The sequence below is a fragment of the Arenimonas caeni genome (genome assembly GCF_003024235.1).
Lineage (GTDB): Bacteria > Pseudomonadota > Gammaproteobacteria > Xanthomonadales > Xanthomonadaceae > Arenimonas > Arenimonas caeni.
On the sequence record NZ_KZ679086.1, the window covers coordinates 27,693 to 52,705 of the forward strand.

At 70.6% G+C, this 25,013-nt stretch carries 28 protein-coding genes; 17 read left to right on the plus strand and 11 right to left on the minus strand.

Going from position 1 to position 25,013, the window contains the following annotated elements; translation table 11 throughout:
• Positions 1 to 4 precede the first annotated feature (4 nt).
• Both C6N40_RS04305 and C6N40_RS04310 read right to left on the minus strand, forming a co-directional pair.
• Positions 5 to 292 carry an ElaB/YgaM/YqjD family protein gene (locus C6N40_RS04305; RefSeq protein WP_106989784.1) on the minus strand — a complete coding sequence of 96 codons (288 nt, stop codon included), beginning with the start codon at positions 290 to 292 and terminating at the stop codon, positions 5 to 7.
• A 48-nt stretch (positions 293 to 340) separates the two neighbouring features.
• A complete protein-coding gene (locus C6N40_RS04310) occupies positions 341 to 1,801 on the minus strand; it encodes a Do family serine endopeptidase (protein ID WP_106989785.1) in 1,461 nt (486 codons plus the stop codon).
• A 488-nt stretch (positions 1,802 to 2,289) separates the two neighbouring features.
• Here C6N40_RS04310 and C6N40_RS04315 point away from each other — a divergent pair, with 488 nt between their 5' ends.
• From C6N40_RS04315 to C6N40_RS04325, 3 genes are all read left to right on the plus strand, one after another.
• Positions 2,290 to 4,440 carry an adenosylcobalamin-dependent ribonucleoside-diphosphate reductase gene (locus C6N40_RS04315; RefSeq protein ID WP_106989786.1) on the plus strand — a complete coding sequence of 717 codons (2,151 nt, stop codon included), beginning with the start codon at positions 2,290 to 2,292 and terminating at the stop codon, positions 4,438 to 4,440.
• Positions 4,441 to 4,497: 57 nt separating this feature from the next.
• Complete coding sequence (locus C6N40_RS14610; RefSeq protein WP_162782076.1) at positions 4,498 to 5,046, plus strand: hypothetical protein; 549 nt, start codon at positions 4,498 to 4,500, stop codon at positions 5,044 to 5,046.
• A 104-nt stretch (positions 5,047 to 5,150) separates the two neighbouring features.
• Positions 5,151 to 5,942: a TSCPD domain-containing protein gene (locus tag C6N40_RS04325; protein ID WP_106989787.1), complete on the plus strand. Its 792-nt coding sequence runs from the start codon at positions 5,151 to 5,153 to the stop codon at positions 5,940 to 5,942.
• Between the two features lie 248 nt (positions 5,943 to 6,190).
• Here the strand turns inward: C6N40_RS04325 and C6N40_RS04330 are convergent, their stop codons facing one another.
• Positions 6,191 to 6,808: a hypothetical protein gene (locus C6N40_RS04330; protein WP_106989788.1), complete on the minus strand. Its 618-nt coding sequence runs from the start codon at positions 6,806 to 6,808 to the stop codon at positions 6,191 to 6,193.
• 184 nt (positions 6,809 to 6,992) lie between these two features.
• The gene (locus C6N40_RS14615) at positions 6,993 to 7,202 is read right to left on the minus strand and encodes an MbcA/ParS/Xre antitoxin family protein (protein WP_106989789.1); all 210 of its coding nucleotides are present in this window, start codon (positions 7,200 to 7,202) and stop codon (positions 6,993 to 6,995) included.
• A gap of 308 nt (positions 7,203 to 7,510) precedes the next feature.
• Here C6N40_RS14615 and C6N40_RS04340 point away from each other — a divergent pair, with 308 nt between their 5' ends.
• A complete protein-coding gene (locus C6N40_RS04340; RefSeq protein ID WP_106989790.1) occupies positions 7,511 to 8,227 on the plus strand; it encodes a hypothetical protein in 717 nt (238 codons plus the stop codon).
• A gap of 3 nt (positions 8,228 to 8,230) precedes the next feature.
• Here C6N40_RS04340 and C6N40_RS04345 read toward each other — a convergent pair whose 3' ends face one another.
• Positions 8,231 to 8,599, minus strand: coding sequence for a hypothetical protein (locus C6N40_RS04345; RefSeq protein WP_106989791.1), 369 nt, complete (start codon positions 8,597 to 8,599; stop codon positions 8,231 to 8,233).
• A gap of 198 nt (positions 8,600 to 8,797) precedes the next feature.
• Here C6N40_RS04345 and C6N40_RS04350 point away from each other — a divergent pair, with 198 nt between their 5' ends.
• The gene (locus C6N40_RS04350; RefSeq protein WP_162782077.1) at positions 8,798 to 9,112 is read left to right on the plus strand and encodes a putative signal transducing protein; all 315 of its coding nucleotides are present in this window, start codon (positions 8,798 to 8,800) and stop codon (positions 9,110 to 9,112) included.
• A gap of 54 nt (positions 9,113 to 9,166) precedes the next feature.
• Positions 9,167 to 9,844 (plus strand): GNAT family N-acetyltransferase, encoded by a 678-nt coding sequence (locus C6N40_RS04355; protein WP_106989793.1) that lies wholly within the window; start codon positions 9,167 to 9,169, stop codon positions 9,842 to 9,844.
• Positions 9,845 to 9,854: 10 nt separating this feature from the next.
• Here the strand turns inward: C6N40_RS04355 and scpC are convergent, their stop codons facing one another.
• The gene (gene scpC, locus C6N40_RS04360) at positions 9,855 to 11,366 is read right to left on the minus strand and encodes a succinyl-CoA:acetate CoA-transferase ScpC (RefSeq protein ID WP_106989794.1); all 1,512 of its coding nucleotides are present in this window, start codon (positions 11,364 to 11,366) and stop codon (positions 9,855 to 9,857) included.
• A gap of 146 nt (positions 11,367 to 11,512) precedes the next feature.
• Between scpC and C6N40_RS04365 the strand changes: the two genes are divergently transcribed.
• The 9 genes from C6N40_RS04365 (at position 11,513) to C6N40_RS04405 (ending at position 19,565) form a co-directional block, all read left to right on the plus strand.
• Positions 11,513 to 12,259 carry a hypothetical protein gene (locus tag C6N40_RS04365; protein ID WP_106989795.1) on the plus strand — a complete coding sequence of 249 codons (747 nt, stop codon included), beginning with the start codon at positions 11,513 to 11,515 and terminating at the stop codon, positions 12,257 to 12,259.
• Between the two features lie 32 nt (positions 12,260 to 12,291).
• Positions 12,292 to 13,083, plus strand: a complete 792-nt coding sequence (locus C6N40_RS04370; protein ID WP_425477660.1) for an EcsC family protein — start codon at positions 12,292 to 12,294, stop codon at positions 13,081 to 13,083.
• 61 nt (positions 13,084 to 13,144) lie between these two features.
• Entirely contained in the window at positions 13,145 to 14,770 is a 1,626-nt protein-coding gene (locus C6N40_RS14535) for a sensor domain-containing diguanylate cyclase (protein WP_106989797.1), read from the plus strand.
• 34 nt (positions 14,771 to 14,804) lie between these two features.
• A complete protein-coding gene (locus C6N40_RS04380; RefSeq protein ID WP_106989798.1) occupies positions 14,805 to 15,290 on the plus strand; it encodes a hypothetical protein in 486 nt (161 codons plus the stop codon).
• Positions 15,291 to 15,404: 114 nt separating this feature from the next.
• Positions 15,405 to 15,803: a hypothetical protein gene (locus C6N40_RS04385; RefSeq protein ID WP_106989799.1), complete on the plus strand. Its 399-nt coding sequence runs from the start codon at positions 15,405 to 15,407 to the stop codon at positions 15,801 to 15,803.
• A 65-nt stretch (positions 15,804 to 15,868) separates the two neighbouring features.
• Positions 15,869 to 16,747 carry a DMT family transporter gene (locus C6N40_RS04390; RefSeq protein WP_162782078.1) on the plus strand — a complete coding sequence of 293 codons (879 nt, stop codon included), beginning with the start codon at positions 15,869 to 15,871 and terminating at the stop codon, positions 16,745 to 16,747.
• 60 nt (positions 16,748 to 16,807) lie between these two features.
• Complete coding sequence (locus tag C6N40_RS04395) at positions 16,808 to 17,392, plus strand: hypothetical protein (RefSeq protein ID WP_106989800.1); 585 nt, start codon at positions 16,808 to 16,810, stop codon at positions 17,390 to 17,392.
• A gap of 5 nt (positions 17,393 to 17,397) precedes the next feature.
• Positions 17,398 to 18,126 (plus strand): HAD family hydrolase, encoded by a 729-nt coding sequence (locus C6N40_RS04400; protein WP_106989801.1) that lies wholly within the window; start codon positions 17,398 to 17,400, stop codon positions 18,124 to 18,126.
• A gap of 50 nt (positions 18,127 to 18,176) precedes the next feature.
• On the plus strand, positions 18,177 to 19,565 hold the full coding sequence (locus tag C6N40_RS04405) for a GGDEF domain-containing protein (RefSeq protein WP_106989802.1): 1,389 nt from the start codon (positions 18,177 to 18,179) through the stop codon (positions 19,563 to 19,565).
• Here C6N40_RS04405 and C6N40_RS04410 read toward each other — a convergent pair.
• Together C6N40_RS04410 and C6N40_RS04415 are read right to left on the minus strand one after the other, a co-directional pair.
• Entirely contained in the window at positions 19,547 to 20,311 is a 765-nt protein-coding gene (locus tag C6N40_RS04410; RefSeq protein ID WP_106989803.1) for a MipA/OmpV family protein, read from the minus strand. The genes C6N40_RS04405 and C6N40_RS04410 overlap by 19 nt on opposite strands.
• Positions 20,312 to 20,382: 71 nt before the next feature.
• Positions 20,383 to 21,051 (minus strand): energy transducer TonB, encoded by a 669-nt coding sequence (locus tag C6N40_RS04415; protein WP_106989804.1) that lies wholly within the window; start codon positions 21,049 to 21,051, stop codon positions 20,383 to 20,385.
• Between the two features lie 137 nt (positions 21,052 to 21,188).
• On the opposite strand from C6N40_RS04415, the gene C6N40_RS04420 reads away from it, so the two are divergent.
• Complete coding sequence (locus tag C6N40_RS04420) at positions 21,189 to 21,638, plus strand: copper resistance protein NlpE (RefSeq protein ID WP_162782079.1); 450 nt, start codon at positions 21,189 to 21,191, stop codon at positions 21,636 to 21,638.
• 32 nt (positions 21,639 to 21,670) lie between these two features.
• On the opposite strand, the gene C6N40_RS04425 is transcribed toward C6N40_RS04420, so the two are convergent.
• On the minus strand, positions 21,671 to 22,429 hold the full coding sequence (locus C6N40_RS04425) for an SDR family NAD(P)-dependent oxidoreductase (RefSeq protein ID WP_106989805.1): 759 nt from the start codon (positions 22,427 to 22,429) through the stop codon (positions 21,671 to 21,673).
• 79 nt (positions 22,430 to 22,508) lie between these two features.
• Positions 22,509 to 22,913 (minus strand): group III truncated hemoglobin, encoded by a 405-nt coding sequence (locus C6N40_RS04430; RefSeq protein WP_106989806.1) that lies wholly within the window; start codon positions 22,911 to 22,913, stop codon positions 22,509 to 22,511.
• Between the two features lie 113 nt (positions 22,914 to 23,026).
• Here C6N40_RS04430 and C6N40_RS04435 point away from each other — a divergent pair, with 113 nt between their 5' ends.
• Entirely contained in the window at positions 23,027 to 23,359 is a 333-nt protein-coding gene (locus tag C6N40_RS04435) for a DUF6522 family protein (RefSeq protein WP_106989807.1), read from the plus strand.
• A gap of 6 nt (positions 23,360 to 23,365) precedes the next feature.
• On the opposite strand, the gene C6N40_RS04440 is transcribed toward C6N40_RS04435, so the two are convergent.
• Complete coding sequence (locus C6N40_RS04440; RefSeq protein ID WP_106989808.1) at positions 23,366 to 24,964, minus strand: Na/Pi cotransporter family protein; 1,599 nt, start codon at positions 24,962 to 24,964, stop codon at positions 23,366 to 23,368.
• Positions 24,965 to 25,013 lie beyond the last annotated feature (49 nt).

Below are 25,013 nucleotides of genomic sequence, written 5' to 3' on the forward strand. Positions count from 1 at the left end.
GCGCTTACTTGCGCCGCGTGAGCGCGGCGACCAGGTAGCCGGCGGCGAAGGCGATGCCGAACGAGGCCAGCGGCTTGCTGCGGATCAGGTCTTCGGCCTGGTCGAGCATGCCGCGTCCCTGCTCGAGCAGGCCCTGCAGCCGCTCGTCGAGCTCGGCGCGCGCTTCCTGGGCGGCGGCCGCGCCGGCCTCCATGGCCTCGCTGACGCCGGCCTTGAGCTTGTCGCGCGCCTCGCCGAGGTTTTCCCTGGCCTGGTCGATGTGGCGCGGGGTTTCTGGCTGGGAAGGACTCATGCAATGCCTCCTCGATGGCTTGGCGCCCACCTTACACCGGCGGCGGCCTCATTCCATGACCAGGTAGCCGTTGCGGTTGCCGCGCACCACGTCCAGCTGCAGGTTGCGCGGCGGGTCGGCCATCACGTCCTGGAAGGCCTGCAGGTCGTCCACCCGGCGGCGGTTGACGCCGCGGATGTAGTCGCCGGCGCGCAGGCCGCTCTGCGCGGCCCGGCTGCCCGGCTCGACCTTGCTGGCCACCACGCCGAACCAGCCGCGCTGGCGGAAGCGCTCGGGCAGCTCGGCCAGCGTGGCGCCGGCGAGGCGGGCGTCGAGCGTGCGGCCGTCGACCTCGGTGGCGCGCGGGCGCGGCACGGCCTGAACGCTCACCCGGCGCTCGTCGCGCAGCAGGTCCAGGCGCACCGGTTCGCCCACCGGCGCCAGGCCTTCGGCATTGCGCAGGGCATTGGCGCCGTCGATGCGCTCGCCGTTGGCGGCCAGCACCAGGTCGCCCGGGCGCACGCCGGCGGCCTCGGCCGGCGAGCCGCGGTAGACGCGGGTGACCAGGGCGCCGCGCTGGTTGGCCGGCAGGCCCAGCTGCCCGGCCAGGCGCGGGTTGAGGTCCTCGGTGTCGAGGCCGAGGGTGCCGCGGCGCACTTCGCCGTAGGCCAGCAGCTGGCGCTTGACCTCGTCGGCCAGGTTCACGGGGATCGCGAAGCCCAGGCCGATGTTGCCGGCTGCGCTGCCGCGCGGGTTGAAGCTGGCGGTATTGATGCCCACCAGCTCGCCGCGCAGGTTCACCAGCGCGCCGCCGGAGTTGCCCGGGTTGATGGAGGCGTCGGTCTGGATGAAGTTCTGGTAGCCCAGGCCCTGCAGGCCGCTGCGGCCCACGGCCGAGACGATGCCGCTGGTGACGGTCTGGCCCAGGCCGAAGGGATTGCCCACGGCGACCACGAAGTCACCCACGCGCAGCCGGCTGGAGTCGGCCAGCGGGATCGCCACCAGCTCCTCGGCCGGGATGCGGATCACCGCGACGTCGGTGTCGGGGTCGGAGCCGATGAACTCGGCCTCGAAGGTGCGGCCGTCGGCCAGGGTCACCGACACCTCGTCGGCGTTTTCGATCACATGGTGGTTGGTCAGCACCAGGCCGCGTTCGGCGTCGACGATCACGCCCGAGCCCAGCGACTGCTGGCTGCGCTGCTGCGGCATGCCGGGCATGCCGAACAGCTCGGCCAGCGGGTTGCGCACGTTGATGACCTGGCGGCTGTAGATGTTCACCACCGCCGGGGTGACCTGCTCGAGCATCGGCGCCAGCGAGGGCAGGGCGACGCTGTCCACCTCGAGCGGCAGGGCGGCGTGGGCCGCGCGCGGCAGCGCCAGGCCGGCGGCGGCCTCCAGGGCCCGTTCGCCGCGGCTGGTCGGGCTGGCCGCGGCCGGGCCGGGGTCGGCGGGGGCGGCCAGCCACTGGCTGGCGCCGGCACCGGCCAGGGCGGCCAGCAGCAGGGCGGCGAGGACGGGGATCGGGCGCATTCGGGGGCTCTCCGGGCTCGGGTCGGGTCTACAGCATCAGGCAATACCAGATGAGGGCCAAACGGAGGCTGGACAAGGCCACCGCCGGACGCGCCCGGGCAGGTTCCACGGGCGCCGGAAGGCCCGTAACGAAGCCCGGCGAGGGCTCCGGACAGCCCGCTCAAAGCCGTGGAACATCTTGAACAGGCTGAATTTTTCAGCCCCGGCCGGGTTGTTGACAGGCCCCCGGGCGAGGGGTAGCTTTGGGATCCGTTGCCACTACATCTTGTGGTGGGCAGCGGGGGGCGGCCCCAAGGCTTGGGGTCGGCAAGCACGCACGACGCGACGGCGAGACGGCATGCGGAAACCGGGACGGACATCACGTTTCCAGCGGGGCAGTGCCCTGCGGGCGGGCGTCGCTTCCCCCGGATTCCGAGCCGGCTGGACCCGATAAGAACTCAGACAAAGGCGCCCTCCCCGAGGGGCGCCCCGGGAGGAAGAAAGGACTTATGAGCACGGTTCGCCTGGAGGCGGTAAAGAGCAAAGCGGCGCAGGAGATCGAGATGCAGCCGGCGTCCCAGGACATCTGGGACAAGAAGTACCGCCTCAAGACCAAGCGTGGCGAACCGGTGGACGCCACCATCGACCACACCTACCAGCGCGTCGCCAAGGCGCTGGCCGAGGCCGAGCCGAGCGCCGAGAAGCGCAAGTACTGGTACGAGCGCTTCCTGTGGGCGCTGCGCCGCGGTGCCATTCCCGCCGGCCGCATCACCTCCAACGCCGGTGCGCTCGAGCACAAGCCGGCCACCAGCACCATCAACTGCACCGTGTCGGGCACCATCACCGACTCGATGGACGACATCCTGGGCAAGGTCCACGAGGCCGGCCTGACCCTGAAGGCCGGCTGCGGCATCGGCTACGAGTTCTCGACGCTGCGCCCGCGCGGCGCCTACGTCTCGGGCGCCGGCGCCTACACCTCGGGCCCGCTGTCGTTCATGGATATCTACGACAAGATGTGCTTCACCGTCTCGTCGGCCGGCGGTCGTCGCGGCGCCCAGATGGGCACCTTCGACGTCAGCCACCCGGACGTGAAGGAATTCATCGGCGCCAAGCGCGAGGACGGCCGCCTGCGCCAGTTCAACCTCTCGCTGCTGGTCACCGACGAATTCATCCAGGCCGTCGAGTCCGACGGCGACTGGCCGCTGGTGTTCCCGGTGAACGTCAAGGAAGCCGGCGACGTCAACGTCGACGACGCCAGCCAGGTCGTCTGGCGCGACTGGCCGCACTGCGAGAACTACGTCACCCGCGACGACGGCATGGTGGCCTGCAAGATCTACGGCCACATCAAGGCGCGCCAGCTGTGGAACCGCATCATGGCATCCACCTACGACTTCGCCGAGCCGGGTTTCATCCTGATCGACCGCGTCAACGAGATGAACAACAACTGGTGGTGCGAGAACATCCGCGCCACCAACCCCTGCGGCGAGCAGCCGCTGCCGCCCTACGGCGCCTGCCTGCTGGGTTCGGTGAACCTGACCAAGTTCGTGCGCGACCCGTTCACCGACAAGGCCAGCTTCGACTGGGAGGAGTTCCGCGAGGTCGTGCGCGTGTTCACCCGCATGCTCGACAACGTGGTCGAGATCAACGGCCTGCCGCTCGAGCAGCAGCGCAACGAGATCCTGCGCAAGCGCCGCCACGGCATGGGCTTCCTGGGCCTGGGCAGCACCGTCACGATGATGCGCATGAAGTACGGCGAGGCCGACTCGGTGAAGTTCACCGAGGACGTGAGCCGCGAGATGGCCCTGGCCGGCTGGGAAGTCGCGCTGTCGCTGGCCAAGGAGAAGGGTCCGGCGCCGATCATGGACGAGGAGTTCAAGGTCACCGCCGAGATGCTGCGCAAGCGCCCGGAGATGAAGAAGGACGGCTGGAAGGTCGGCCAGAAGATCAAGGGTCGCCAGCTGCACGCCCTGTACTCGCGCTACATGCAGCGCGTGGCCACGGTGGCGCCGGAGCTGGTGAAGGAGCTGGCCGAGACGGGCGCGCGCTTCACCCACCACAGCTCGATCGCGCCGACCGGCACGATCTCGCTGAGCCTGGCCAACAATGCCTCCAACGGCATCGAGCCCAGCTTCGCGCACCACTACAGCCGCAACGTGATCCGCGAGGGCAAGAAGTCCAAGGAAAAGGTCGAGGTCTACAGCTACGAGCTGCTGGCCTACCGCACCCTCGTCAACCCGGAGGCGATGCCGTTCAGCACCGACGAGAAGACCCGGCTGCCGGAGTACTTCGTCTCGGCCGACGACATCACCCCGAAGGCGCACGTGGACATCCAGGCCGCCTCGCAGAAGTGGATCGACTCGTCGATCTCCAAGACCGCGAACGTGCCCACGGACTACCCGTACGAAGACTTCAAGGACATCTACCTTTACGCCTACAAGCAGGGCCTGAAGGGCTGCACCACCTTCCGCTTCAACCCGGCGGCCTTCCAGGGCGTGCTGGTGAAGGAAGCCGACCTGGAGAACACCACCTACCGCTTCGAGCTCGAGGACGGCACCGTGGTCGAGGCCAAGGGCAACGAGGAGATCGAATACGACGGCGAGATCCACAGCGCCGCCAACCTGTTCGACGCCCTCAAGGAAGGCTACTACGGCAAGTTCTGAGCCCAAGGTTTCGGCGGGCCGCCGGCCCGCCGTGGTTTCGACGACGAGGAGAGCGGTATGAGTAATGGCAACGGAGTCACGGCGGCCCTGTCCAATGCCGCCGACAGCGTCAGCGAGAAGGCCCACGAGATCGGCGACGCCATCGCCCACACGGCCGAGGTCGCGGTGAAGGCCGCGAAGAAGAAGGCCGCGCCGGTCATCAGGAAGGCCAAGGCGCAGGTCAGGAAGGCCGAGAAGTCCGACGCCGGCAAGGCCGTGAAGAAGGCCGTCGGCGCGGCGAAGAAGAAGGTCAAGGCCGCGGTGAAGGCGGTCGAGGCCAAGGTTGGAGGCAAGAAGCCGGCGCCGAAGAAGAAGGCCGCCGCCAAGAAGAAGCCGGCCGTGAAGAAGGCCGCGCCGAAGAAGAAGGTTGCCGCCAAGAAGGTTGCCGCCAGGAAGGCCCCGGCCCGCAAGGTCGCGGTGAAGAAGGCGGCGCCGAAGAAGAAGGCCGTGGCGAAGAAGGCCCCGGCCAGCAAGAAACCGGCCGCCAAGAAGGCGGCGGCGAAGAAGGTCGCCAGGAAGCCGGCGGCCCGCAAGACGACGGCCCGAAAGGTTGCCAGGAAGCGCTAAAGCCGACGGCTGTCCCGATTGTCGCAACCCGTCCCCCCGCCGCACGGCGGCGGGGGGCTCCGGGGAAAGAAACCACCGAATCGCATAAGCGGAAAGAAAACAGCATGGCCATCAAGATCAGCAAGAAAATCAAGGGTTACAGCGTCCAGAAGCCGGAAGACAAGGCCAAGGAAACCGCTGCTCCCGTCGCCGCTCCCGTGGCCGTGCAGGAGCCGGAGTCGAACATCATCCACATGCACGAGAAGGTCGAGCGGCCGGAAGTGCTGGTGGGTTCGACCTACAAGATCAAGTCGCCGCTGGTCGAGCACGCCATGTACGTGACGATCAACGACATCGTGCTCAACCCGGGCACCGAGCACGAGCTGCGCCGTCCGTTCGAGGTGTTCATCAACTCCAAGAACATGGACCACTTCCAGTGGATCGTGGCGCTGACCCGCATCATGAGCGCCGTGTTCCGCAAGGGTGGCGACGTCACCTTCCTGGTCGACGAGATGAAGGCGGTGTTCGACCCGCGCGGCGGCTACTTCAAGGCCGGCGGCGTGTACATGCCGTCCATCGTCGCCGAGATCGGCTCGGTGGTCGAAGAGCACCTCAAGTCGATCGGCATGATCCTCGACCCGGAGCTGGGCGAGGAGCAGAAGCGCCTGATCGCCGAGAAGCGCGCCGCCTACGAGGCCCGCGCAAAAAAAAAGTCCAGTAACACCGGTCTGAGCGGGGCCCCCGCCGGTACCGGCACCGAAGGCGCCCCCGGCGCCGACGAGGCGGTGCAGGTCACCGGCGAGGGCACCTCTTTCCCGCCCAGCGCGACCATGTGCAACAAGTGCAACACCAAGGCCACCGTCATCATGGACGGTTGCGCTACCTGCCTGAATTGCGGTTACAGCAAGTGCGGCTGATTCCGGGCTGAGAATTTCTCCCGGGTGTGGGGAGACGTAATTACTGCAAGGATCGAACGTAATTCGTGCAATTTGATGATGCATCCTAGAGGGGCCCCAAGAGGGCCCCTTGTCGTTTCATCCGCCTGCAGCGTTTGGCAAAGAATTAGCTGTTGATGCGCGACGAAAATTGACCACCCCTGCGCGTTGAAAATTGACCAGGGCATGGACCGGGGGATTCCAGCCCCGGGGTTGTTCGCAGTGTAGCCTCAGCCGCCGGTTTCAGTGGCCGGCTCGGCATCCTCCTTCGCCTGTTGCACCCGGGCCTGTTCCGGGGCCCGGATCTTGGTCTTGGCCGTCCGGCTGCTGTGCCGGAACCGGTAGGAGTCGTTGCCAGCCACCAGCCAGAAGGCGCGGCTGGCGCACAGCTTCATGTGCGCCACCATCACCTTGCGCCAGATCCCGCCGATCACCAGCCCTTCCTCGCTCCAATCGAACTGGAACGCCTCGCCCCAGCCAAACTGCAGCGGCACGTAGGCCGAACGCGCCGTCACCGCGCCCACCGCCGCCCGCTGGGCCCGCAAGTACTCCGTCACCCGGCAGTAGTGGCCTTTGAAGCCCTGTTCCTGCAGTTGCTCGAACAGGCGCCGGGCGGTGCGGCGCTCCTTCCGGGAGCGGTTCTCATCGGTCTTGACCGCTTGGTCGAGCCAAGCCGTGAAGCCGGCCAGCACCTTCGGCCCCGGCGGCCGCTGGTAGGCCATCTGCGTCCGGGGCGCCGGCTCCCTGAGCCAAGTCTTGATGGTGTTACGGGACAAGCTGGTCCGCCGGGCGATCTCGCTGATCGACAGCCCCTCGCGCAGCCTCAGCCGCTGGACCTTCGCGTACATCGACATGGTGTGCACCTCTTCTCCCCACAGGCCTGGTCGCCTGCAAGGTAAGGGGAAACACCCTGGTCAATTTTCAACGCGCAAGACCCGCGTTTGCTGGTCAATTTTCAGCGCGCCTCAACACCGCTTCGATATCCGCGTTGTGCGGAGGCAGCCCAGTTGGTTGATTCACCGAGAGCCGCGTCTAACCTACATACCCGTTTGAGAGAGATTCTAGATATCTGATCACGTCTTTGGTTCTGCCAAGAGTAATCAGAGCTTCGGGAGTGTGACCGCCGAAAGCGCTTAGAGGGCTTTTCAACCAGGCGAGAGACTCTTTGCGATCGCCTGTAACCAGGTCGGCCGCGGCGAGAACCCTTTTGGTATCGAGGTTGGTGACGCTACTATTGGTCATGAGCCCGCCTCCGAATTAGGCGTAGCGTATGCTAAGCCTCCCTTGACAGGGCCGCGGTTGCCACATTTCCCCTGGTAGGATTTTGGTGCCCTCGTCAGAGTCGAGGGCGCTTGCAGGAATTCTCGACTGGGCTTCCATGGCTTGCAGGAATTCTGGAAATCCACTTGCAAGCATCATGGTTGTGATCAGCGTAAGTGATTGATTTTACGTGCCGGTGACTTGCAGGAATTTCCGTTCGCCCACACGGGCTCGCATCCTGCGGCCAGCTGCGCTAAACCTCCTGGGGCGGTGCTCCAGGGGGAATCCACATGAAAAGTTTCGGCCTGCTGCTGGGGCTTGCGTTCGCCGACCTTGCGGTGGCCGGGCTCATGGCCGCGCGCGGTGATCGCGGCATCGCGCTGCTGTTCCTCCTGCTGGCCATCGTCACGGCAGCCTTCGCAGTGTTCGGCGGGCCATCGCTGCGACGTGATCCGCGGGGCCGCCTGCAGCCCGTGGAGCCGCCCTACTCGAAATTCCTCGGCACCTTCGGCGCCGCGGCCATCCTGGTGGCGGCGGCTTATGTGGCGACCACGACGACCCGGGGAAGGGAGCCAAAGCCAACGCCCGTTGCGACGCTGCCCCAGCCGGTCCGGGCTGCTCCGGCCTGGACGCCGCCGCCCAGCCAGCCCAGGCCCACGCCTCGCAGCGCCCGCCTGCTCTACAAGTGCGAAGACGCGCGGGGCCACGCCAGTTTCCAGTCCCAGGCCTGCGCACCGGGAACCCGGCAGGTCTGGGTGAGGGAGGTGATGCCGGAGGCCGAGCCGCCCCGTTCGCGACGCACGCCCGCGCCCGCCGCTGGCGACACGAGGACGGCCGCGCCGGTTTACTCATTTGGCCAGCAGCCACCCAACCGCTCCGGCGAAGGCAGCCCGGCCTGCCAGGCCGCCCGTGCGGCGGATGCAGCCTACCGGCGCAGGCCGCTGAGCCAGGTCACGCACGCCGGCCTGCGCCGCCACGGCGACGCCATCCAGGCAGCCTGCAAGTGATCCTCAGCCTTCGTTTTCGAACCGCAGGTTCTCGTTGCGGATCCAGCCACGCTCGCTGTGCCGGTCCTCGCACCAGCACGCGCCGTGCTTCGGGTCTTCCCAGATCAGGCGCACGGTGTCGCCGGGTTCGACGGTGAGTTCGGCGCTGCAGTATTCGGCGGTGGCGTGGGGCTGGCCGCCGTTGGTGCTGATGATGTCCAGCGGCACCCAGCCGGCGCTGAGCTGGCCGTCCTCGGCCCAGACGTAACCCGGGCGATCCGGGTGGGCGTGGCGCACGAACACCGTGTCGCCGGCCTTGAGCGTGAGCGGAATGGCGTCGGGGCTTTCCTGGGGCGCGATGACCTGCGCGTTGATCGCCTTGAGCGTGGACATGCGTATTGGACTCCGGGGCCAGCTCCCCCTGTCGGAGCCAAGGTGAAAGGATAAGCCCTCGTGAAGATCGCCGCACCCGTTGGTCAGCCCGAGGTGACCATCCGCCCGGAAACGGGACAAACTGTGACGCATTTCACGGTTTGAGGGGGCGTTCGGGCGCCCAATGACTCCCCGGACCCATCCATTGAGGGACCGGCCGTGATCCCCGTTTACATCGCCCAGACCGACCTCGACGCCCAGCTGGTCCAGGAACTCCTGGTGACCTCGGGCATCGCCGCGCACATCTTCGGCCCCAACGTGGCCGACCCCGCCGGCGCGGTGGCCACCACCCTGCAGATCCGCGTCGTGGTCGAGGACGCCGAGGCCGAGGAGGCCCGCCAGCTGGTGCAGGACTGGCAGACCGCCCCGGCTCCCGAGGAGTTCGAATTCGACGACGGCCTGCTCGATTCCAAGGCTTTCGACGAGATCGAAGAGCTCAGCTTCCAGCCCGGCGACCCGAACCTCCCGGCCTGAACCCGGGCTTCCGGCACTTCACGCCCAGCCGCCGCGGCGCGACACTCGCGCCGCATGGCATCGCATCCGCTCGACAACCCGGCCTACGACTCGCTGGCCCATCGCCACCACCCGCTCGCACGGTCGGCGGGCGAGGTGCTGCGCTATCCGTCCGACATCGCGCCCTTCCTCGGCGTGCCGCGCGACGGCCTGGATGACCCGGACCCGCTGGCGGCGCTGGCGCCCGAAGGCGACACGGTGCTGGTGATCGGACCCCACCCGGTCGTGCCGCCGGGCTTCGTGCTCGAGCCGCAGTTCACCCTGGTGCAGATGGTCTGCCCGGCGCCGCTGGCGGAAACGCCGGGGCCGGAAATCGTCGAGCTCGGGCCCGAGCGGCACGAGCAGCTGCTCGAACTCGTGGCCCTGGTCTACCCGCATTATTTCCGCCCGCGCGCCATGGCGATGGGCCGCTACTTCGGCATGTTCCACGGTGACCAGCTGGTGGCGATCGCCGGCGAGCGCATGGGCCCGCCCGGCCACCGCGAGGTGAGCGCCATCTGCACCCATCCCGAGCACCTGGGTCGCGGCCATGCGCGCCGGCTCACCGCCTACCTGTGCAACCGGCTGCTGGACGAAGGCCTGGCGCCCTTCCTGCACGTCAGCCCTTCGAACACGCGTGCGCTCGGCCTGTACGAGGCCATGGGCTTCCAGCACCGCGCCGGCCTGCGTTTCACGGCGCTGCGCCGCGCCTGAGCGATCCGCGTCAGGGCTTCATGCTGCCGGTGCGCACGAACCGGTCGTGCCAGGACAGCGCCTCGCCGAGCAGGTGCGGCGCGTGCTTGCCGAAGCTGTCGCGGCAGGCGCGGTCGAAGTAGTCCTGCAGCATCGGCCGGAACTCCGGGTGCGCACAGCGCCCGATCACCAGGCGCGCGCGCTGCTTGGGCGACAGGCCGCGCAGGTCGGCCAGGCCCTGTTCGGTCACCAGCACCATCACGTCGTGCTCGGTGTGGTCGACATGGCTGGCCATCGGCACGATCGAGGAAATCGCCCCGCCCTTGGCCGTGCTCGGCGACATGAACACCGACAGGTAGCCGTTGCGGGCGAAGTCGCCGCTGCCGCCAATGCCGTTCATGATCTTCGTGCCGGCCACGTGGGTCGAATTGACGTGGCCGTAGATGTCGGCCTCGATCATGCCGTTCATGGCGATGCAGCCCAGGCGCCGGATCAGCTCGGGATGGTTGGACATCTCCTGCGGCCGCAGCACGATGCGCTCGCGGTAGAAATCCACGTCCCGGTTGAACTCGGCGATGCCCTCGGGGCTGAGCGAGAACGAGGTGGCCGAGGCCATGCGCAGCACGCCCTCGCGCAGCAGCGTCAGCATGCCGTCCTGGATCACCTCGGTGAAGGCCGTCAGGCCGCGGTAGCCGCCCTCGGCCAGGCCGGCCAGCACGGCGTTGGCGATGTTGCCCACGCCCGACTGCAGCGGCAGCAGCTGCGGCGTGAGCCGGCCGCGGCGCACCTCGTGGTCGAGGAACTCGAGCAGGTGCCCGGCGATCGCCCGCGAGGCCTCGTCGGGCGGCGAGAACGCGGAGTTGCGGTCGGGGGCGTCGGTCTCCACCACCGCCACCACCTTGGCCGGGTCCACGCGCAGGTAGGGCTCGCCGATGCGGTCGTCCGGGCGCAGCAGCGGAATGGGCTTGCGATCCGGCGGCAGCGCCGTGCCGTAGTAGATGTCGTGCATGCCCTCGAGCGCCGCCGGTTGCCAGCGGTTGACCTCGAGGATCACCCGGTCGGCCTGCTCGAGCCAGGTCTTGTTGTTGCCCACCGACGAGGACGGCACCAGCCGGCCGTCTTCGAGCACACCGGTCACTTCCACCACCGCCACGTCGATCTTGCCGAAGTAGCCGAACCAGGCGTGCTGCGCCACGTGGCTCAGGTGGATGTCGAGGTAATCGAGTTCGCCGCGGTTGATCTGCTCGCGCACCACCGGGTCGGACTGGTAGGGCAGGCGCAGCTCGATGCCGTTGGCCCGCGCCAGCACGCCGTCGAGTTCGGGGGCGGTGGAGGCACCGGTGAGCACCCGCACCTGGAAAGGCAGGCCCTGGGCGTGGGCACGCTGGATGCGTTCGGCCAGGGCGCCGGGCACGGCCTTGGGGTAGCCGGCACCGGTGAAGCCGCTCATGGCCACGGTGTCGCCCGGGTGGATCAGCCCGGCCGCCTGTTCGGCGGTGCGCAGGCGGTCGAGGAAGGGCGTATGGCGGATGCGTTCGTTCATCACGGTCTCCTTGCAGCCTCCAGCATCGCCGAAGTCGCGGGCAGGGGCGAGGGGTTGCCTGGAACGATGGTTTGCGGCCCGTCCGTGAACGGTTTGCTTGACTTGCCCGGCGGGCTAAAGTCGCGAAAATACCCCCGGAGTCGCCCATGCGAGTGCTTTCCACCCTGGTTCTCTCCTTCCTCGTCTCGGCCGCGCCGGCCACGGCCACGGGTGCGCCCGAGGCAGGCCCGCAGCTGCGCATGAACCTGCAGGTGCTGGTGCCCGTGGATGCCGCGGGCCAGGCCGGCGAGCCGCGCATCGCCGACGACCTGCCCGCCGAGGCGCAGGTGGCCGTGCGCGAGCGCGTGGCCGCGCTCGCCTTCGCGCCGGCCAGCCGCGACGGCGAGGCCGTGCCCAGCGAACTGTCGCTGTCGGTGCCCTTCACCGCGCAGAACGTGGGCGGGCAGGTGCAGTACACGGTGGGCCAGCCCAAGGCCGATCCCTTCGTCAAGCAAATGCCCCGGTATCCATACGAGGCGCTGCGCGACGGTGCGGGCGCGGCGCTGATGGTTCGCGTCGAGCTCGCCCCGCAGGCCGGTGCCGACCGCATGCGCGCGGAAGTGGTGGCCACCGAGTTCACCTCGCGCCGCGCGTCGCGCTACCAGCGCCAGTTCGAGAAAGCGGCGATCGATACGCTCTCAGGCTGCTGCCGCCTCGTCGAAACCATTGACGGCGTGCCGCTGGGCGGCGTGCACCACGTGCCGGTCAGCTTCTCCAGCAGCCAGTCGCGTGAGCGCGTGGACACCGATGCCTTCAATGCCGCCCACGCCGGCGAGTCCGCGGGCCTGCCTGAAGGCCTGAGCCGCGCCACCATCGTCGACAGCGCCTCGCCCGACGGCGTGGCCTCGCCCTGACCCATGTCGCCATGACCGGGCTCGTCAGGGCGCTGCCGGAGGCCGACCAGGCCGAGCTCGAGCGTGCGCGCCGGCTGCTCGAGTCGCCCGGGCTCGCCATGCAGCTGGCGAACGTCATCGGTGCACCGATCGAGAGCCTGATGCGCGGGCTGCCGGGCCCGGCGAGCCGGCTCGTGGACAAGGCGGCGCGCAAGGCGGTGGAGGTGGCCTTCGAGGCCGCGCGCCGCACCCTGCGCGACGATTCGCCCGGCGATGCCAGCCTGCGCCTGCACCAGGTGGCGGTGGCCGGTACCGGCGCGGTGGGTGGTTTTTTCGGGCTGCCGGGCCTGCTGGTGGAACTGCCCGTGACCACGGCCACCATGCTGCGCTCGATCGCCGACATCGCCCGCAGCGAGGGCGCCGCGCCCGGCGAGCCGGAAACGCGGCTCGACTGCCTGCAGGTGCTGGCCCTGGGAGGCACCCGGCCCGACGACGACGGCGCCGAGTCGGGTTATTTCGCCACGCGCGCGGCGCTGGCCCAGCAGGTCACCGCCGCCACCCGCTACGCGGCCAGCGGAATGGGCGGCGGCAGTGCGCCCGCCATCGTGCAGCTGGTGAACGGCATCGCCGGCCGCTTTTCGATCCCCGTCACCCAGAAGGCGCTGGCGCAGGCCGCGCCGCTGGTGGGTGCGGCCACCGGTGCCACGCTCAACCTGATCTTCATGCGCCACTTCCAGTCGGCGGCGCGCGGCCACTTCATCGTGCGCCGGCTCGAGCGCCTGCACGGCGAGGGGGCGGTGCGGGCCGCCTGGGCCCGGCGGGTGCAGGACCACCCGAAGCGATGACCCCATGAGTCCGCCGGGACCGGGGCCTGTACGCTGCCATCCGGGCGATTAGACTGGCGCCATGGCCGACAACCAATCCGCGGTTCCGCCGGCGCCACAAGACCTGCGCAGTCCGCTGTGGCTGGGCTGGCTGCTGTTTGGCATCTGCCTGCTGGCCTCGGTGTGGTTCGTGCGGCAGATGGCGGCTTTCGGCGCGGACCTCGAGCATCGCCATGGCATCGGCCTGGTGCAGACCGCCGCCGCCGTGGTCGATGCCGGTGACGTGGCCGCGCTGCGGGGCGATCCGGATGATCTCGGAACGCCAGCCTACGAATCGGTGCGTGCCCACCTGCGCGCCGTCCTCGACGCCAACCCCGAATTCCGCTTCGTCTACCTGATGCGACCGGTCGGGGAGGGCGATCAACGCTTCCTGTTCCTGGCCGATGCGGAGGATCCGTCCTCGCCAGACTACTCGAGGCCCGGCGATGTCTACGACGGGCCGTCCGAGAACCTGGGCAAGGTGATGGATGGCCTGCATCCGATGTTCTCCGAGGTCATCCAGGACGACTGGGGTGAATGGGTCAGCGCGCTGGCGCCGGTGCTCGATGGGGACGGGCGGGTACTGGCCGTGCTGGGCATCGACATGGCCTACGAGGAGTGGCTCGACGCCCAGTCGCGCTACCGCAACTTCGGCATCCTCATTTCGGTGCTCGTGCTGTCGCTGGTCGCGCTGTTCATGCTCGGCCTGCACCTGCAGCGCCGCTCGTCCCTGCGCCTGGCCCAGGCCGGGGCCAGGCTGGCGCAGCAGGTCGGGGCGCTCGAGGCGGCGCAGGAGGAACTCCGGCTCGCCGACGTGGTGGTGCGCCACACCAGCGAGGCGATCCTGGTGCTGGATCCGCAGATGCGCGTGCTGCGCGCCAACTCGGCCTACGAGTTGCTGACCGGCCGGCGCGCCTCCGAAGTCGTGGGCACCTTGCCGCATGCCATCCAGGCCAGTCCGGAGCTGCGGGAGCGGGCCGAGGCGGGGATCCTCGATGCCAACCACTGGGAGGAGGAGATCGAGCTCACCCGCGCCGATGGCCGGAAGATCCCGGTGGGCGCGATCGCCGAGGTCGTGCGTGGCAGGGGCGGGGTCGTCGAGCATTTGGTGCTGGTGCTGCAGGATCTCTCGGCCAGGAAGGCGCTGGAGGAGCGGCTGCGCGAACTCTCGGCCACCGACGGCCTCACCGGCATCGCCAACCGGCGCAGTTTCGACGAGGGCCTGGTGCGCGAATGGGAGCGTGCCCTGCGCCACGGCGGGCCGCTGTCGCTGGTCATGGCCGACATCGATTTCTTCAAGCGCTACAACGACCACTACGGCCACGTCGCCGGCGATGTCTGCCTGCAGCAGGTGGCCCGCGCACTCAGGGAAGGTGTGCGCCAGGGCGGCGACCTGGTCGCACGCTATGGCGGCGAGGAGTTCGTCGTGGTCCTCGCCGGCGCCGATGCCGAGGCGGCGCGCGCCGTCGCCGAGCACCTGCGCCGGCGGGTCGAGGACCTGGCGCTGGAGCATGCCGGCCGTCCGCCGGACGGCGGCGTGGTGACGATCAGCCTGGGCGTGGCCACGCTGTACCCGGCGCCCGGCCTCGAGCCGGGCATGCTGGTCGAGGAGGCCGACAAGCGGCTCTACGAGGCCAAGGGCGCCGGCAGGAACCGCGTCGCGGGGTAAAGTTGGCCAGGCCGTGCCCGTCCGGAATCCACCGATGCCCAAGACTGCTGTCCCGATCCTGATCCTCTGGAGCCTCGGCGGGCTTGCCGCGGGGCCGGTCGCGGCCGAATCGCTGTACAAGTGCGAGGGGCCGGGCGCAGCGATCAGCATCCAGTCCGACCCCTGCCCGGCCGGCACCACCCAGGTCTGGAAACGCGACGCCACGCCCGAGCCGGGGCCGAGCGCCGAGGAGCTGGCGGCACGCGCGGCGATCGCCGACGCCGAGGCGCGCCGCGCGGCCGAGGAGGCAAGGGCGGCCGAACAGGCCCGGCTGGCGGAGGCGGAGCGCCGCGAGCAGGAGGCGCGCCGGCAGGCGGCCGAGGCGACCGGGGAGAGGCCGCCCACCAAGAGTGCCTGCACCCAGGCGCACGACTTCTCCGATGCGGTGCTGGCCAAGGAATTCCTGCGCCTGACCGAAACCCAGCAGGCCGACCTGCGCGCCTGGGTGGTGGCGCAGTGCGCCGACGTCTACCGCTCCTGACGGCCTGATTCCACGGCTTCGCCGGGCGGGTTTCGCACCCGCGCGCCAGCCCTTGTCCGGGCGACGTGGTCCCGGGTGCCGGGATGCAATGGACTCCCGCGCAAGGAGGCCCGCATGTCCCGCACCCTGTTGCTCGTTGCCGCGCTGACGCTGGCCGGCGCCACCGGTCCCGGCCCGCACTTGCGCAAGTGCGTTTCTCCGGCCGGGGCGGTCAGCTACCAGGACCAGCCCTGCGCACCCGGCGCCGACGAGGCCTGGGTCCAGCCGGTCAAGGCGCTGCCGCCGCCGGCGCCGGTGGCGGCGGCAGCGCCCGCACCTGCGGTGGCCGGCCCGGTCCGCGCCGGGTCGCGCGCGCAGGCGCCACCCGCTCGTCCGGATCCGCGGCGTGCCCGCTGCGACCGGGCCCGTCGCGAAGCCGACGAACTGCGCGACCGGCAATGGAACCGGCTCGGCTTCAAGGAGCGTTCGGAACTGGATGCCCGGGTGGCCCGGGCCTGTGCCCGCGATGGCTGAACCAGGCCCGGCCGCGGGCGGCCGCCGGGCGAGCAGCAGGGCGGCGCTGCGGCGACAATACGGGCATGCAAGCTTCCTCGAACCTGCGCGGCATCGTCGCGATGCTGCTGGCCGTCGGCCTGTTCTCGCTGATGGACGGCGGCCTCAAGCACCTCTCCGGGCACTACCCACCGATGCAGGTGGCGGCGCTGCGCGCGCTTTCCGGCGTGCCGCTGGTGACGGCCTGGGTGCTGGCCACGGGCGCCGCGGCCGGGCTGCTGAAAGTGCGCTGGGGCCTGCACCTGCTGCGCGCGGCGCTGTCGATCATGATGCTCTCGAGCTTCGCTTTCGCGCTCAAGGGCATGCCGCTCACCAGCGCCTATTCGATCTTCTTCGTCGCGCCGCTGCTGATCACCGCGCTGTCGGTGCCGATGCTGGGCGAAACCGTCGGCCCGCGGCGCTGGGCGGCGATCGGCGTGGGCCTGCTCGGTGTGCTGGTCGTGCTCCGGCCCACCGGCGAAGGCGTGTTCGGCTGGGCCGGCCTGGCGGTGGTCGTCGCGGCCACCGGTTACGCGCTGTCGGCCATCATGGTGCGGGTGATGCACCGCACCGACAGCGCCCAATCGATGGTGTTCTGGATGCTGGTGATGACGGCCGTCGGCGCGGGCCTGCTGGCCTGGCCGGGCTGGGTGCCGTTGCGCATGGCCGATGCCTGGGTCATCGCCGGCGTGGGCGTCACGGGCTTCCTCGGCCAGGTGGCGATCACCGAGGCCTTCCGCGCCGGCGAAGCTTCGGTGGTGGCGCCGTTCGAATACAGCGCCCTGGCCTGGGGCCTGGGGCTGGACCTGCTGATCTGGCAGGCGCTTCCCGACGGCTGGACCTTCTTCGGCGCCGGCATCATCGTCGCCAGCGGCCTTTACATGGTGCATCGCGAGCGGGTGCGCGCGCGCCGGCCCACCGGCTGAACCGCCGCGCCGTCGCGAGCGGTTATCCTTCGGGCCAGTCGTCCACCACGGTACAACGGCATGACGCCACGCCTGCTCCTGTTACCCCTGGTTTGCCTGCTTGCCGCCTGCGGCGAGGGCGCGCCCGCGCCCGAGGCCGCACCGGCCGGCGAGGTCGTGGCCAGCGCCCCGGCCGGGGTCGACTGGAGCCGTTGCCACGTGCCGGGCCTGTCGCTGCCGGTGGCCGCGCGCCTGTTCGTGGTCGATGGCGGCGAGCCGGTGCCGGACGCCGAGCCCGGGCGCGAGTCGATCCGCCGCGTCGACGTGCTGGTGCCGGGCCCGGTGGCCCTGCTGATGACCGCGCCCGACGCCACCGCCTGGCACGTCCGCCCGGGCCCGGAAACCGAATTGCGCGCCGTGGTCGCGCTGGGCGATGCGCCGCAGCGCATCACCGGCCAGCGTCTCGGGCAGCACCGGCTGGAGCGTTCGGCCGCCTTCGGCGACGCCTGCGCGAGCTACCTGCTGGCCGACGGCCCCGGCCCGGCGCTGGGCGAGGCCACCGACCAGGTCTTCGGAAAACCGCATGACGCCCTCTACCGGCTGCGCGTGGGCAGCGTGGTGATCGGCGGCACCGGGCCGCTGTCCGACCGTCCGGTCGGGCAGTGATCCCCATGGCTGCGCCCATCGGCCTGGTCGGCTTCGACGGCGACGACACGCTCTGGCACAGCGAGGGTTATTTCCGCGCGGCCCACGCCGAGTTCGAGGCCATCGTCGGCAAGTACCTCGACCTCGCCGACGCAGGCCTGCACGAGCGCCTGCTCGAGACCGAGCAGCGCAACATCCGGCTCTTCGGCTACGGCGCCAAGGGCATGACGCTGTCGATGGTGGAAACGGCCATCGCGCTCACCGGCCAGCGCATCGTGGCCGCCGACATCCATCGCATCGTCGAACTGGGCAAGGCCATCCTGTCGCATCCGGTCGAGCTGCTGCCGGGCATCCGCGCCGCGGTCGAGGCCGTGGCGCGCGAACTGCCGGTGGTGCTGATCACCAAGGGCGACCTGTTCCACCAGGAGGCCAAGGTGCGCGCCTGCGGCCTGGCCGACCTGTTCCGGCGCATCGAGATCGTCTCCGAGAAGGACGCCGGCACCTATGCCCGCGTGCTCTCGGAGTTCTCGCTCGAGCCCTCGCGCTTCGTGATGGTGGGCAATTCCCTGCGCTCGGACATCGAGCCCGTGCTGCGGCTGGGCGGCTGGGGCGTGCACATGCCCTACCACGTCACCTGGGCGCATGAACTCGAACACGGCCTGGGCCCGGAAGACGCCGCGCGCATGGCCAGCGTCGACGTGCCGGCGCAGATCCCGGCCGCCGTGGCGGCGCTCGTCGGCCGGGCCGGGGCCTGAGCCCGGAACGGGCTTGCCAATCCCGGGGCCCTCGAACACTCTGTGTTGCGATGGAACCGGCCGCGATCGATGAACGGGGAAAGCACGCCCGCTGGCTCGAGCGTTCGGCGCTGACGGCCTCGGCCGCCGTGGCCATCATCAGCCTGCTGGCGCTGCTCGGTTGGTTCCTCGACCTGCCCTTGTTGCGCAGCGTGCTTCCCGGCCACGTGTCGATGAAGCCCAACACCGCCATCGGCATGCTCCTGGCGGCCACGGCGCTGGCAAGCTGTGCGCGGCCGGGCAGGCTGCCGCCGTGGGTGTCGGGCTGGGCCTCGCTGGCGGTGGGCCTGCTCGGCGCCGCCACGCTGTCGCAGCACCTTTTCGACATCGAACTGGGCATCGACGACCTGCTGCTGCCCGATGGGTTGGAGAGCGCCGTCGGTCGCCAACCGGCCCGGATGTCGGAACTCACCGCCATCGCCTTCCTGCTGGTCGGCTCGATCGGCCTGATGGCCTGCCGGCGCATCGGCGCCTGGTTCGCCCAGGTCCTGGCGCTGGCCTTGCTGGCGACCGGCTTGTTCGCCCTGAGCGCCTACGGCTTTGCCATGGGTGCGGAAAACCTGCAGTTGCCCTTCCTGCCGCTGGGCCTGAACACCGCCGTGTGCGTCTTCCTGCTGGCGCTGGGCTGGCTGGTCTCGCAGCCGGGCGGTGGCCTGGCGCGGGTGTTGGCCAGCCCGGGCCTGGGCGGGGAACTGGGCCGCCGGACGCTGGGGCCGGCGTTGGTGGCGCCGGTGGTCGTGGCCTTCGTCGCCCAGCTGGTCGTGGGCCGTAACTGGCTGACGGAGGGAGCCGCCATCACCGGGATGGCGGTGGCCTCGGGGCTGTTCGTCACCGGCCTGGTGTGGTGGGGCGCCGACCTGCTCGACCGGCTCGAGCGCGAGCGTGCCCACAGCCGCCAGCTCCAGGCCAGCGTCCATACCGACGACCTGACCGGCGTCGGCAACCGCCGCGCCTTCGATGAAGCCCTGGCGGCGCTTCTGGCGCGCCGCGCCAAGGGCGGCTCGCCCGTGTGCCTGCTGATGCTCGATCTGGACAACTTCAAGCGATACAACGACACCCACGGCCACCTCGCCGGCGACCGGGCCCTGCGCCTGGCGGGTGCGCTGCTGCGTGCCGCGATCCGCCCGGGCGACCTCGCGGCGCGCTACGGCGGCGAGGAGTTCGCGGTGCTGCTGCCGGGTATCGACCAGGAGCGGGCGCTGATGGTGGCCGAGCGACTGTGCCGCGACTTCCGCGTGGCCGACTGGCCCGATGCGCCGGTGACGATCAGCCTTGGCGTGGCCGAGGCCTTTGCCGGCGAGTCGCCGGAATCGCTGGTGTCGCGCGCCGACGCCGCGCTCTACCTGGCCAAGGCCGCGGGTCGCGACCGGGCGGTGGCGGCTCAGTCGCCCAGCGCGTAACCCAGGCCGACGATCACGCTGGTGCGGCGGTCGTCGTCGACCAGCGGGCTGTCGGTGATCTCGCCGGGCAGCCAGGTGTGGCCGATGCGTGCGAACAGCTGCCAGCGTTCGCCCAGGCGGCGCGTGGCCAGCACCGAAAGCTCGGGCAGCAGCGCGGCGTCGCCTTCGTAGGCCGGGCGGCCGGGCAGGGCTTCGCCGGGGCGCACGCCGTAGTAGTAGTCCACCAGGTCGGAGCTCTGCCAGCGCAGCGCCACCGAGGGCAGGAAGCGCCACTGCCCGGCGCGCACCAGCCCCGTCCACGAGGCTTCGAGCTCCTCGCCGCCGCTGCGGTCGAGCACGTCGGTGGCGACCGAGACCTCGAACTGGCCGACGCGCGGCACCCGCCAGCCCAGCGCCATGCCAGCATCGAGCGAGAAGCGGCGGTCGTCCATGCCGGCCAGGTACGGCGAGTCGGCGGCCTCGTAGCCGTCGCCGCGCGCCTGCACGAACGCGCTCAACTCCAGCGGGCCGCGCTCGACCAGGCGGAAGCCGCCGCGCAGGCCGCGCAGGTAGGCGCGCTCGCCCTCGAAGCGCACCAGCGGCACCACCAGCAGGTCTTCGTCGAGCTGGCGGTAGGGCGCGTCGCGCTCGATCGCGATCAGGCCCAGGGTCCAGCGCGGTTCATCGGCCGGCGCGGCGTCGGCCGGCCTGGCGTGGGCCAGCGGCGCGGCCAGCAGGGCGGCCAGCAGGGGCAGGGCGGTTCTCATGGATCACTCCGGTTCGACGGCGTCGCCACTGTCGGCGACGATCCGTCGAACCGGCGTGAGTGTCCAGTGCCTCAGGGTAGCCGGAACACCACCGGCACCAGCGCATAGGCGGCGACGGCGCGGCCGCCGCGCTGGGCCGGGTGGAAGCGCCAGCGCTCGAGCACCTGCAGGCGCGCGACGCGGTCGAGCTCGCGATGGCCGCTGCTGGCTTCGATCGACACTTCGACCGGCCGGCCGGCCTCGTCCACCAGCACGCGCAGCATCACCGTGCCCTCGTGGCCGGCCCGGAGCGCCTCGCGCGGGTAGCGCGGCGCCGGCGCCACGTCATAGGCCAGGGTCATCAGCGAGGGTGGGCCCGGGTCGAAGCTGGTTTGCGCGGCGCCGGTGTCGGTGTCCGGCGGCGAGAAGATCTCGCCGTTCTCGAACACGGGCGCGTCGCTGGCGGCCGGAACCGTCGGCGTGAGCCGCACCGGCGGGCTCTGCGGCTGCGGCTGCACCTGCTGGACGGGCAGCGGGGGCGGCACGGTGGCCGGGATCTCCGGCCTCGGCGCGGGCTCGAACAGCACGATGGTGGGATCGCTTTTCGGCTTGCCGGCCGGCGGCGACCAGCTCGAGGGCAGCATCAGCAGGCCGAGCACGACCAGGTGCACGGCGATGGCCAGGGTATTGCCGGCGACGCGCTTGGCATCAAGGCGCGCGAGCGGCGGAACGGACGACGGATGGGGCAGGCTGCGGACCATGGAACACCTCCTTCGCTGGGGTGGGTGGCAAGTCCTTGAACGTGCCCGCGACGCCGTCGGGGTTGGCGCGCTCCGTTCGTCGTTGCCCCGAAAGTGCCGCCACACCGCCTGCACGCGCAAGCGTTAGCATGGGCCCCATGGCGCGGATCACGTTTCCCGGTTGGTTGCCGTTCATGCTGGCGCTCGCGCTCGCGGGCTGCGGCCGCGCGGGCGAAGACGCGGGCCCGCCGGCGGCCGCCGCGCTGGCCGCCGATGACGGCGAGGCCTTCGACCTGGCCTGGCAGGGCGTGCTGCCCTGCGCCGACTGCGCCGGCATCCGCACCCGCCTGCGCCTGTGGCGCGACGACGCCGGCCAGGCCTTCGAACTCGAGGAAACCTACCTCGGCGTCGAGGGCGACAATGTGTTCAGCACCTCGGGTGCCTGGCGCCTTGAGCAGGATGGCGGCACGCAGGCGACCCGCTATCGCCTGGGCAGCGAAGGCGGCGGCCTGGGCTTCGAGCTGCTGGCCGACGGCAGCCTGCAGCTGCTCGACGCCGACGGCGAACCGCCGGCCGAGGCGGCGGCCTATCGGCTGCACCGCCTCTGAGGCAAGGCACCGGCCGCAGCGTGTGCGGCAGGTCAGTGCGCGGTGTAGCCGCCGTCGATCGCCAGCTCGGCGCCGGTGACGAACTTCGATTCGTCCGAGGCCAGGTACACGACGCCCCAGGCGATATCGTCGACGTCGCCCATGTGGCCGAGCGGATGCAGGCTGCCCACGCCTTCGCGGGTGGCGCCGCTGGCCTTGAGGTGGCCCTCCACCATCGGCGTCCAGATGAAGCCCGGGTGCACCGAGTTCACGCGGATGCGGTCGGCGGCGTAGCACATCGCATCGGTCTTGCTCATCAGCCGCACCGCGCCCTTGGACGCGTGGTAGGCCGGCACGTCGGGCGCGCCGACCAGGCCGTAGATGGACGAGAGGTTGATGATGCTGCCGTGGCCGGCGGCCTTCATGTGCGGGATCGTGTGCTTGCTGCAAAACAGCACGCCCTTGACGTTCACCGCCTGCACCCGGTCCCACTCGGCCTCGGTGATCTCGTGGGTAAGCTTGGTCGAGCCCGAGATGCCGGCGTTGTTGACCAGCACGTGCAGGCCGCCGAATTCGGCCGCGGCTTCGTCCACCGCTTTCTTCACCGCCGCTTCGTCGGCGACATCAACGTGCCAGTAGCGGGCGCGCGCACCCTTGGCGCGCAGCGCCGCGGCCACGGCCTCGCCCTCGGTGTCGTGCAGGTCGAAGATGGCCACGGCGCCGCCTTCCTCCGCCAGGCGTTCGGCGCAGGCGCGGCCGATGCCGAGTGCAGCGCCGGTGACGATGCAGGACTTTCCCTTGACGCGATCCATGGCCAGGCTCCTTCGTTTGAGTGGCCGCCAGTTTGCATCGAATCCGGGGCCGGGTTTTGACCGGGGTCAGTTGCCGGCCTCAGGCCGGGCGGATCGGCAGGCCCAGGTCGTTGCGGCTGCGCCCCAGCCCCAGCCCGTAGCGCAGGCTTTCGCCGATGCGTTCGGCATAGCCCTGCAGGCGTTCGGCGTCGGCCGGGGCAAGGCGCTCGGCGGTGGTCTCCCGCCACAGGGCCAGCCAGCGCGGGAAGTGGTCGGCGGTGATGTCCTGGCGGGCCTGGTGCGCGGCCATCGGGTTGCCGCGGTAGCTGCGCGTGCCCAGCGCCACCGAGCTCCAGAACGTCGTCAGCAGCCGCTTGTGCTCGTCCCAGTCGTGCACGGCGTCGTTGAACACCGGGCCCAGGGCGGGGTCGCGCCGGACCTTGTCGTAGAAGGCGTCGACGAGGCCGGCCAGGGCGGCTTCGTCGAGCGTGGTCGTCTCGTCCATGCGCCCATTCTAGGCGCTGGCCACGCCCGGGGCCGGGGGCCGGCCTGATCCAGGTCAGGGAAGCGGGCCGCCGGTGGCCGGAACATGGCCCCAGTTCGCGAGGGAGCCCCGCCATGGCCATCGAATGGAACGACCACGAATCGCACGGCCTGCCCGGCGTGTCCGAGGCGCTGGACGCCGCCGGCGTGGAAACCGGGGCCGTCGACGCCCTGCAGGTCACCCTGCTGCCGGAGCCGCCGCCCGTGGAGGTCGATGCCCGCCTGGTGGCCGAGGGCCTGGGCCTGGATCCGGCCCAGGTGCCGGCGATGGTGGCCGACCGCCGCATTGCCACGCTTTGCGAGCGGGGCGTGGGCGAGGACGCGGGGCTGTTCCGCTTCACCTTCTACTACCGCGGCCAGCGCTTCCGGCTGGTGACCGACGCCGACGGCGAGCCGGTCGAGGGCTGAGATCCCTCAGCGCGCGGGCCGGGCCAGCAGCCGGGCGGCCTTGGCGGCCTGCTGCGTGGTGCGCCGCAGGTCGCTGAAGCTGCGCAGCAGCGCGTCCATCGACTCGATCGGCAGGCGGCCGTCGGCGCCGGCGGCCAGCAGCGCCTCCTTGAGTTCCGCGTACGTCGCCTCGAAGCGCTCGGACTGCTGCGGGGACAGGGGCGCGAACGGTGCCTGGGCCGGGTCGAGCTGGACCAGCAGGTCGTCGGCCTCGCGGGCCAGGCCCAGGATGTGCAGCCGCAGCGGGCCGTCGGCCAGCGCCGCGAAGGCGGCGTGGCCGGCGCCGATGCCGGCGCCCCGCTCGTGGCAGTCGTCGAAGTAGTGCTGCACGCGCAGCAGCTTGGCCAGTGCGTCGGCGGTGGTTTCCGACATCGAGGCGCGGGCGACGTTGGCGCTGAAGGCGCGGATGGCGCCCGACAGGGCGTCGTAGCCCTCGTCCCGCGGCAGCGGCGGCTGGCCCTGCAGCCGGGCCAGGCCGGACCGGGCCTGGACGATGGCCTTGCGCCCGAGCCGGTAGATCTCCCGGCGCAGCGCATCGACCGCCAGCGAGGGCACCGAGGCCACGTTCTGGTCGAGGTAGCGCGGCTGGCCGGCCGATTCGTCGTGGCCGCGGAAGCGGCGGCGGAGCATCGCCGCCAACCGGTCGGCCAGCGGCCACATCAGCAGCACGCCGAGCACGTTGAAGACGGTGTGGAAGAGGGCCAGGGCGGTGGCCGGCGAGTTGTCCAGGTCGAGCCAGTCGCCGAGCAGACCGATGCCCCGGATCATCCAGGGCAGGATGGACATGGCCACCACGCCGGTGACGACGTTGAACAGCACGTGTGCGCTGGCCGCCCGCTTGGCGTTGGCGGTGGCGCCGATCGCCGCGAGCATGGCGGTGGCGGTGGTGCCGATGTTGGCGCCGATGACCATCGCGGCGGCGTCGGTCACCGACAGCGAGCCCGTGTGGGCCAGCGTCAGGGTGACCGCCAGCGAGGCGCTCGAGGACTGCATCACCAGGGTGAGCAGGGCGCCGGCGAGCACGTAGGCCGGCACGGCGAAATAGGCGCCGCCCAGCCCCGAAAGGTCCAGGGCCGCGCCGTCGATGCTGAAGGCCTCCTGCAGGAAGCCGATGCCCAGGAACAGCACGCCGAAGCCGGTGAGCGCCGTGCCCAGGGCCGCCCGCCGGGTGTCGGCGCCGGTCAGGCGCAGCGCCATGCCCAGGCCGATCATCGGCATGGCGGCGGCATCGACGTCGAGCTTGAAGCCCACCAGCGCCACCAGCCAGCCGGTCACGGTGGTGCCGACGTTGGAACCAAACAGCACCCACAGCGACTGCGAGAACGTGAGAAGGCCGGCGTTGACGAAGCCGATCGCCGCCACCGTCACCGCGCTCGAGGACTGCACCACCGCGGTGAACGTGATACCCGAGAGCAGGCCGCGCAGCCGGGTCTGGGTCGAGGTGGTGAGCACCCGGCCCAGGGCCGGGCCCGCAGCCTGCTTGAGGCCATCGGTCATCAGCACCATGCCCAGCAGGAACAGGCCGATGCCGCCCAGCGTCGCGCCGATGCCCAGGCCTTCGATCATCGCTCCCCTCCCTAGTCGTTCCGTGGCCGATGATAGCGCCCGCCGTGCC

Excerpts from the sequence above, each read along its gene's own strand:
- C6N40_RS04420 (WP_162782079.1), top strand. The coding sequence starts at position 21,189 with ATGGCGCGGATCACGTTTCCCGGTTGGTTGCCGTTCATGCTGGCGCTC.
- C6N40_RS04385 (WP_106989799.1), top strand. The coding sequence starts at position 15,405 with ATGTCCCGCACCCTGTTGCTCGTTGCCGCGCTGACGCTGGCCGGCGCC.
- C6N40_RS04425 (WP_106989805.1), bottom strand. The coding sequence starts at position 22,429 with ATGGATCGCGTCAAGGGAAAGTCCTGCATCGTCACCGGCGCTGCACTC.
- C6N40_RS04330 (WP_106989788.1), bottom strand. The coding sequence starts at position 6,808 with ATGTACGCGAAGGTCCAGCGGCTGAGGCTGCGCGAGGGGCTGTCGATC.
- C6N40_RS04440 (WP_106989808.1), bottom strand. The coding sequence starts at position 24,964 with ATGATCGAAGGCCTGGGCATCGGCGCGACGCTGGGCGGCATCGGCCTG.
- C6N40_RS04325 (WP_106989787.1), top strand. The coding sequence starts at position 5,151 with ATGGCCATCAAGATCAGCAAGAAAATCAAGGGTTACAGCGTCCAGAAG.
- C6N40_RS04340 (WP_106989790.1), top strand. The coding sequence starts at position 7,511 with ATGAAAAGTTTCGGCCTGCTGCTGGGGCTTGCGTTCGCCGACCTTGCG.
- C6N40_RS04410 (WP_106989803.1), bottom strand. The coding sequence starts at position 20,311 with ATGAGAACCGCCCTGCCCCTGCTGGCCGCCCTGCTGGCCGCGCCGCTG.
- C6N40_RS04310 (WP_106989785.1), bottom strand. The coding sequence starts at position 1,801 with ATGCGCCCGATCCCCGTCCTCGCCGCCCTGCTGCTGGCCGCCCTGGCC.
- C6N40_RS04345 (WP_106989791.1), bottom strand. The coding sequence starts at position 8,599 with ATGTCCACGCTCAAGGCGATCAACGCGCAGGTCATCGCGCCCCAGGAA.
- C6N40_RS04305 (WP_106989784.1), bottom strand. The coding sequence starts at position 292 with ATGAGTCCTTCCCAGCCAGAAACCCCGCGCCACATCGACCAGGCCAGG.
- C6N40_RS04390 (WP_162782078.1), top strand. The coding sequence starts at position 15,869 with ATGCAAGCTTCCTCGAACCTGCGCGGCATCGTCGCGATGCTGCTGGCC.
- C6N40_RS04430 (WP_106989806.1), bottom strand. The coding sequence starts at position 22,913 with ATGGACGAGACGACCACGCTCGACGAAGCCGCCCTGGCCGGCCTCGTC.
- C6N40_RS04415 (WP_106989804.1), bottom strand. The coding sequence starts at position 21,051 with ATGGTCCGCAGCCTGCCCCATCCGTCGTCCGTTCCGCCGCTCGCGCGC.
- C6N40_RS04355 (WP_106989793.1), top strand. The coding sequence starts at position 9,167 with ATGGCATCGCATCCGCTCGACAACCCGGCCTACGACTCGCTGGCCCAT.
- C6N40_RS04400 (WP_106989801.1), top strand. The coding sequence starts at position 17,398 with ATGGCTGCGCCCATCGGCCTGGTCGGCTTCGACGGCGACGACACGCTC.
- C6N40_RS14610 (WP_162782076.1), top strand. The coding sequence starts at position 4,498 with ATGAGTAATGGCAACGGAGTCACGGCGGCCCTGTCCAATGCCGCCGAC.
- C6N40_RS04405 (WP_106989802.1), top strand. The coding sequence starts at position 18,177 with ATGGAACCGGCCGCGATCGATGAACGGGGAAAGCACGCCCGCTGGCTC.
- C6N40_RS14535 (WP_106989797.1), top strand. The coding sequence starts at position 13,145 with ATGGCCGACAACCAATCCGCGGTTCCGCCGGCGCCACAAGACCTGCGC.
- C6N40_RS04395 (WP_106989800.1), top strand. The coding sequence starts at position 16,808 with ATGACGCCACGCCTGCTCCTGTTACCCCTGGTTTGCCTGCTTGCCGCC.
- C6N40_RS04380 (WP_106989798.1), top strand. The coding sequence starts at position 14,805 with ATGCCCAAGACTGCTGTCCCGATCCTGATCCTCTGGAGCCTCGGCGGG.
- C6N40_RS04435 (WP_106989807.1), top strand. The coding sequence starts at position 23,027 with ATGGCCATCGAATGGAACGACCACGAATCGCACGGCCTGCCCGGCGTG.
- C6N40_RS04365 (WP_106989795.1), top strand. The coding sequence starts at position 11,513 with ATGCGAGTGCTTTCCACCCTGGTTCTCTCCTTCCTCGTCTCGGCCGCG.
- scpC (WP_106989794.1), bottom strand. The coding sequence starts at position 11,366 with ATGAACGAACGCATCCGCCATACGCCCTTCCTCGACCGCCTGCGCACC.
- C6N40_RS04315 (WP_106989786.1), top strand. The coding sequence starts at position 2,290 with ATGAGCACGGTTCGCCTGGAGGCGGTAAAGAGCAAAGCGGCGCAGGAG.
- C6N40_RS14615 (WP_106989789.1), bottom strand. The coding sequence starts at position 7,202 with ATGACCAATAGTAGCGTCACCAACCTCGATACCAAAAGGGTTCTCGCC.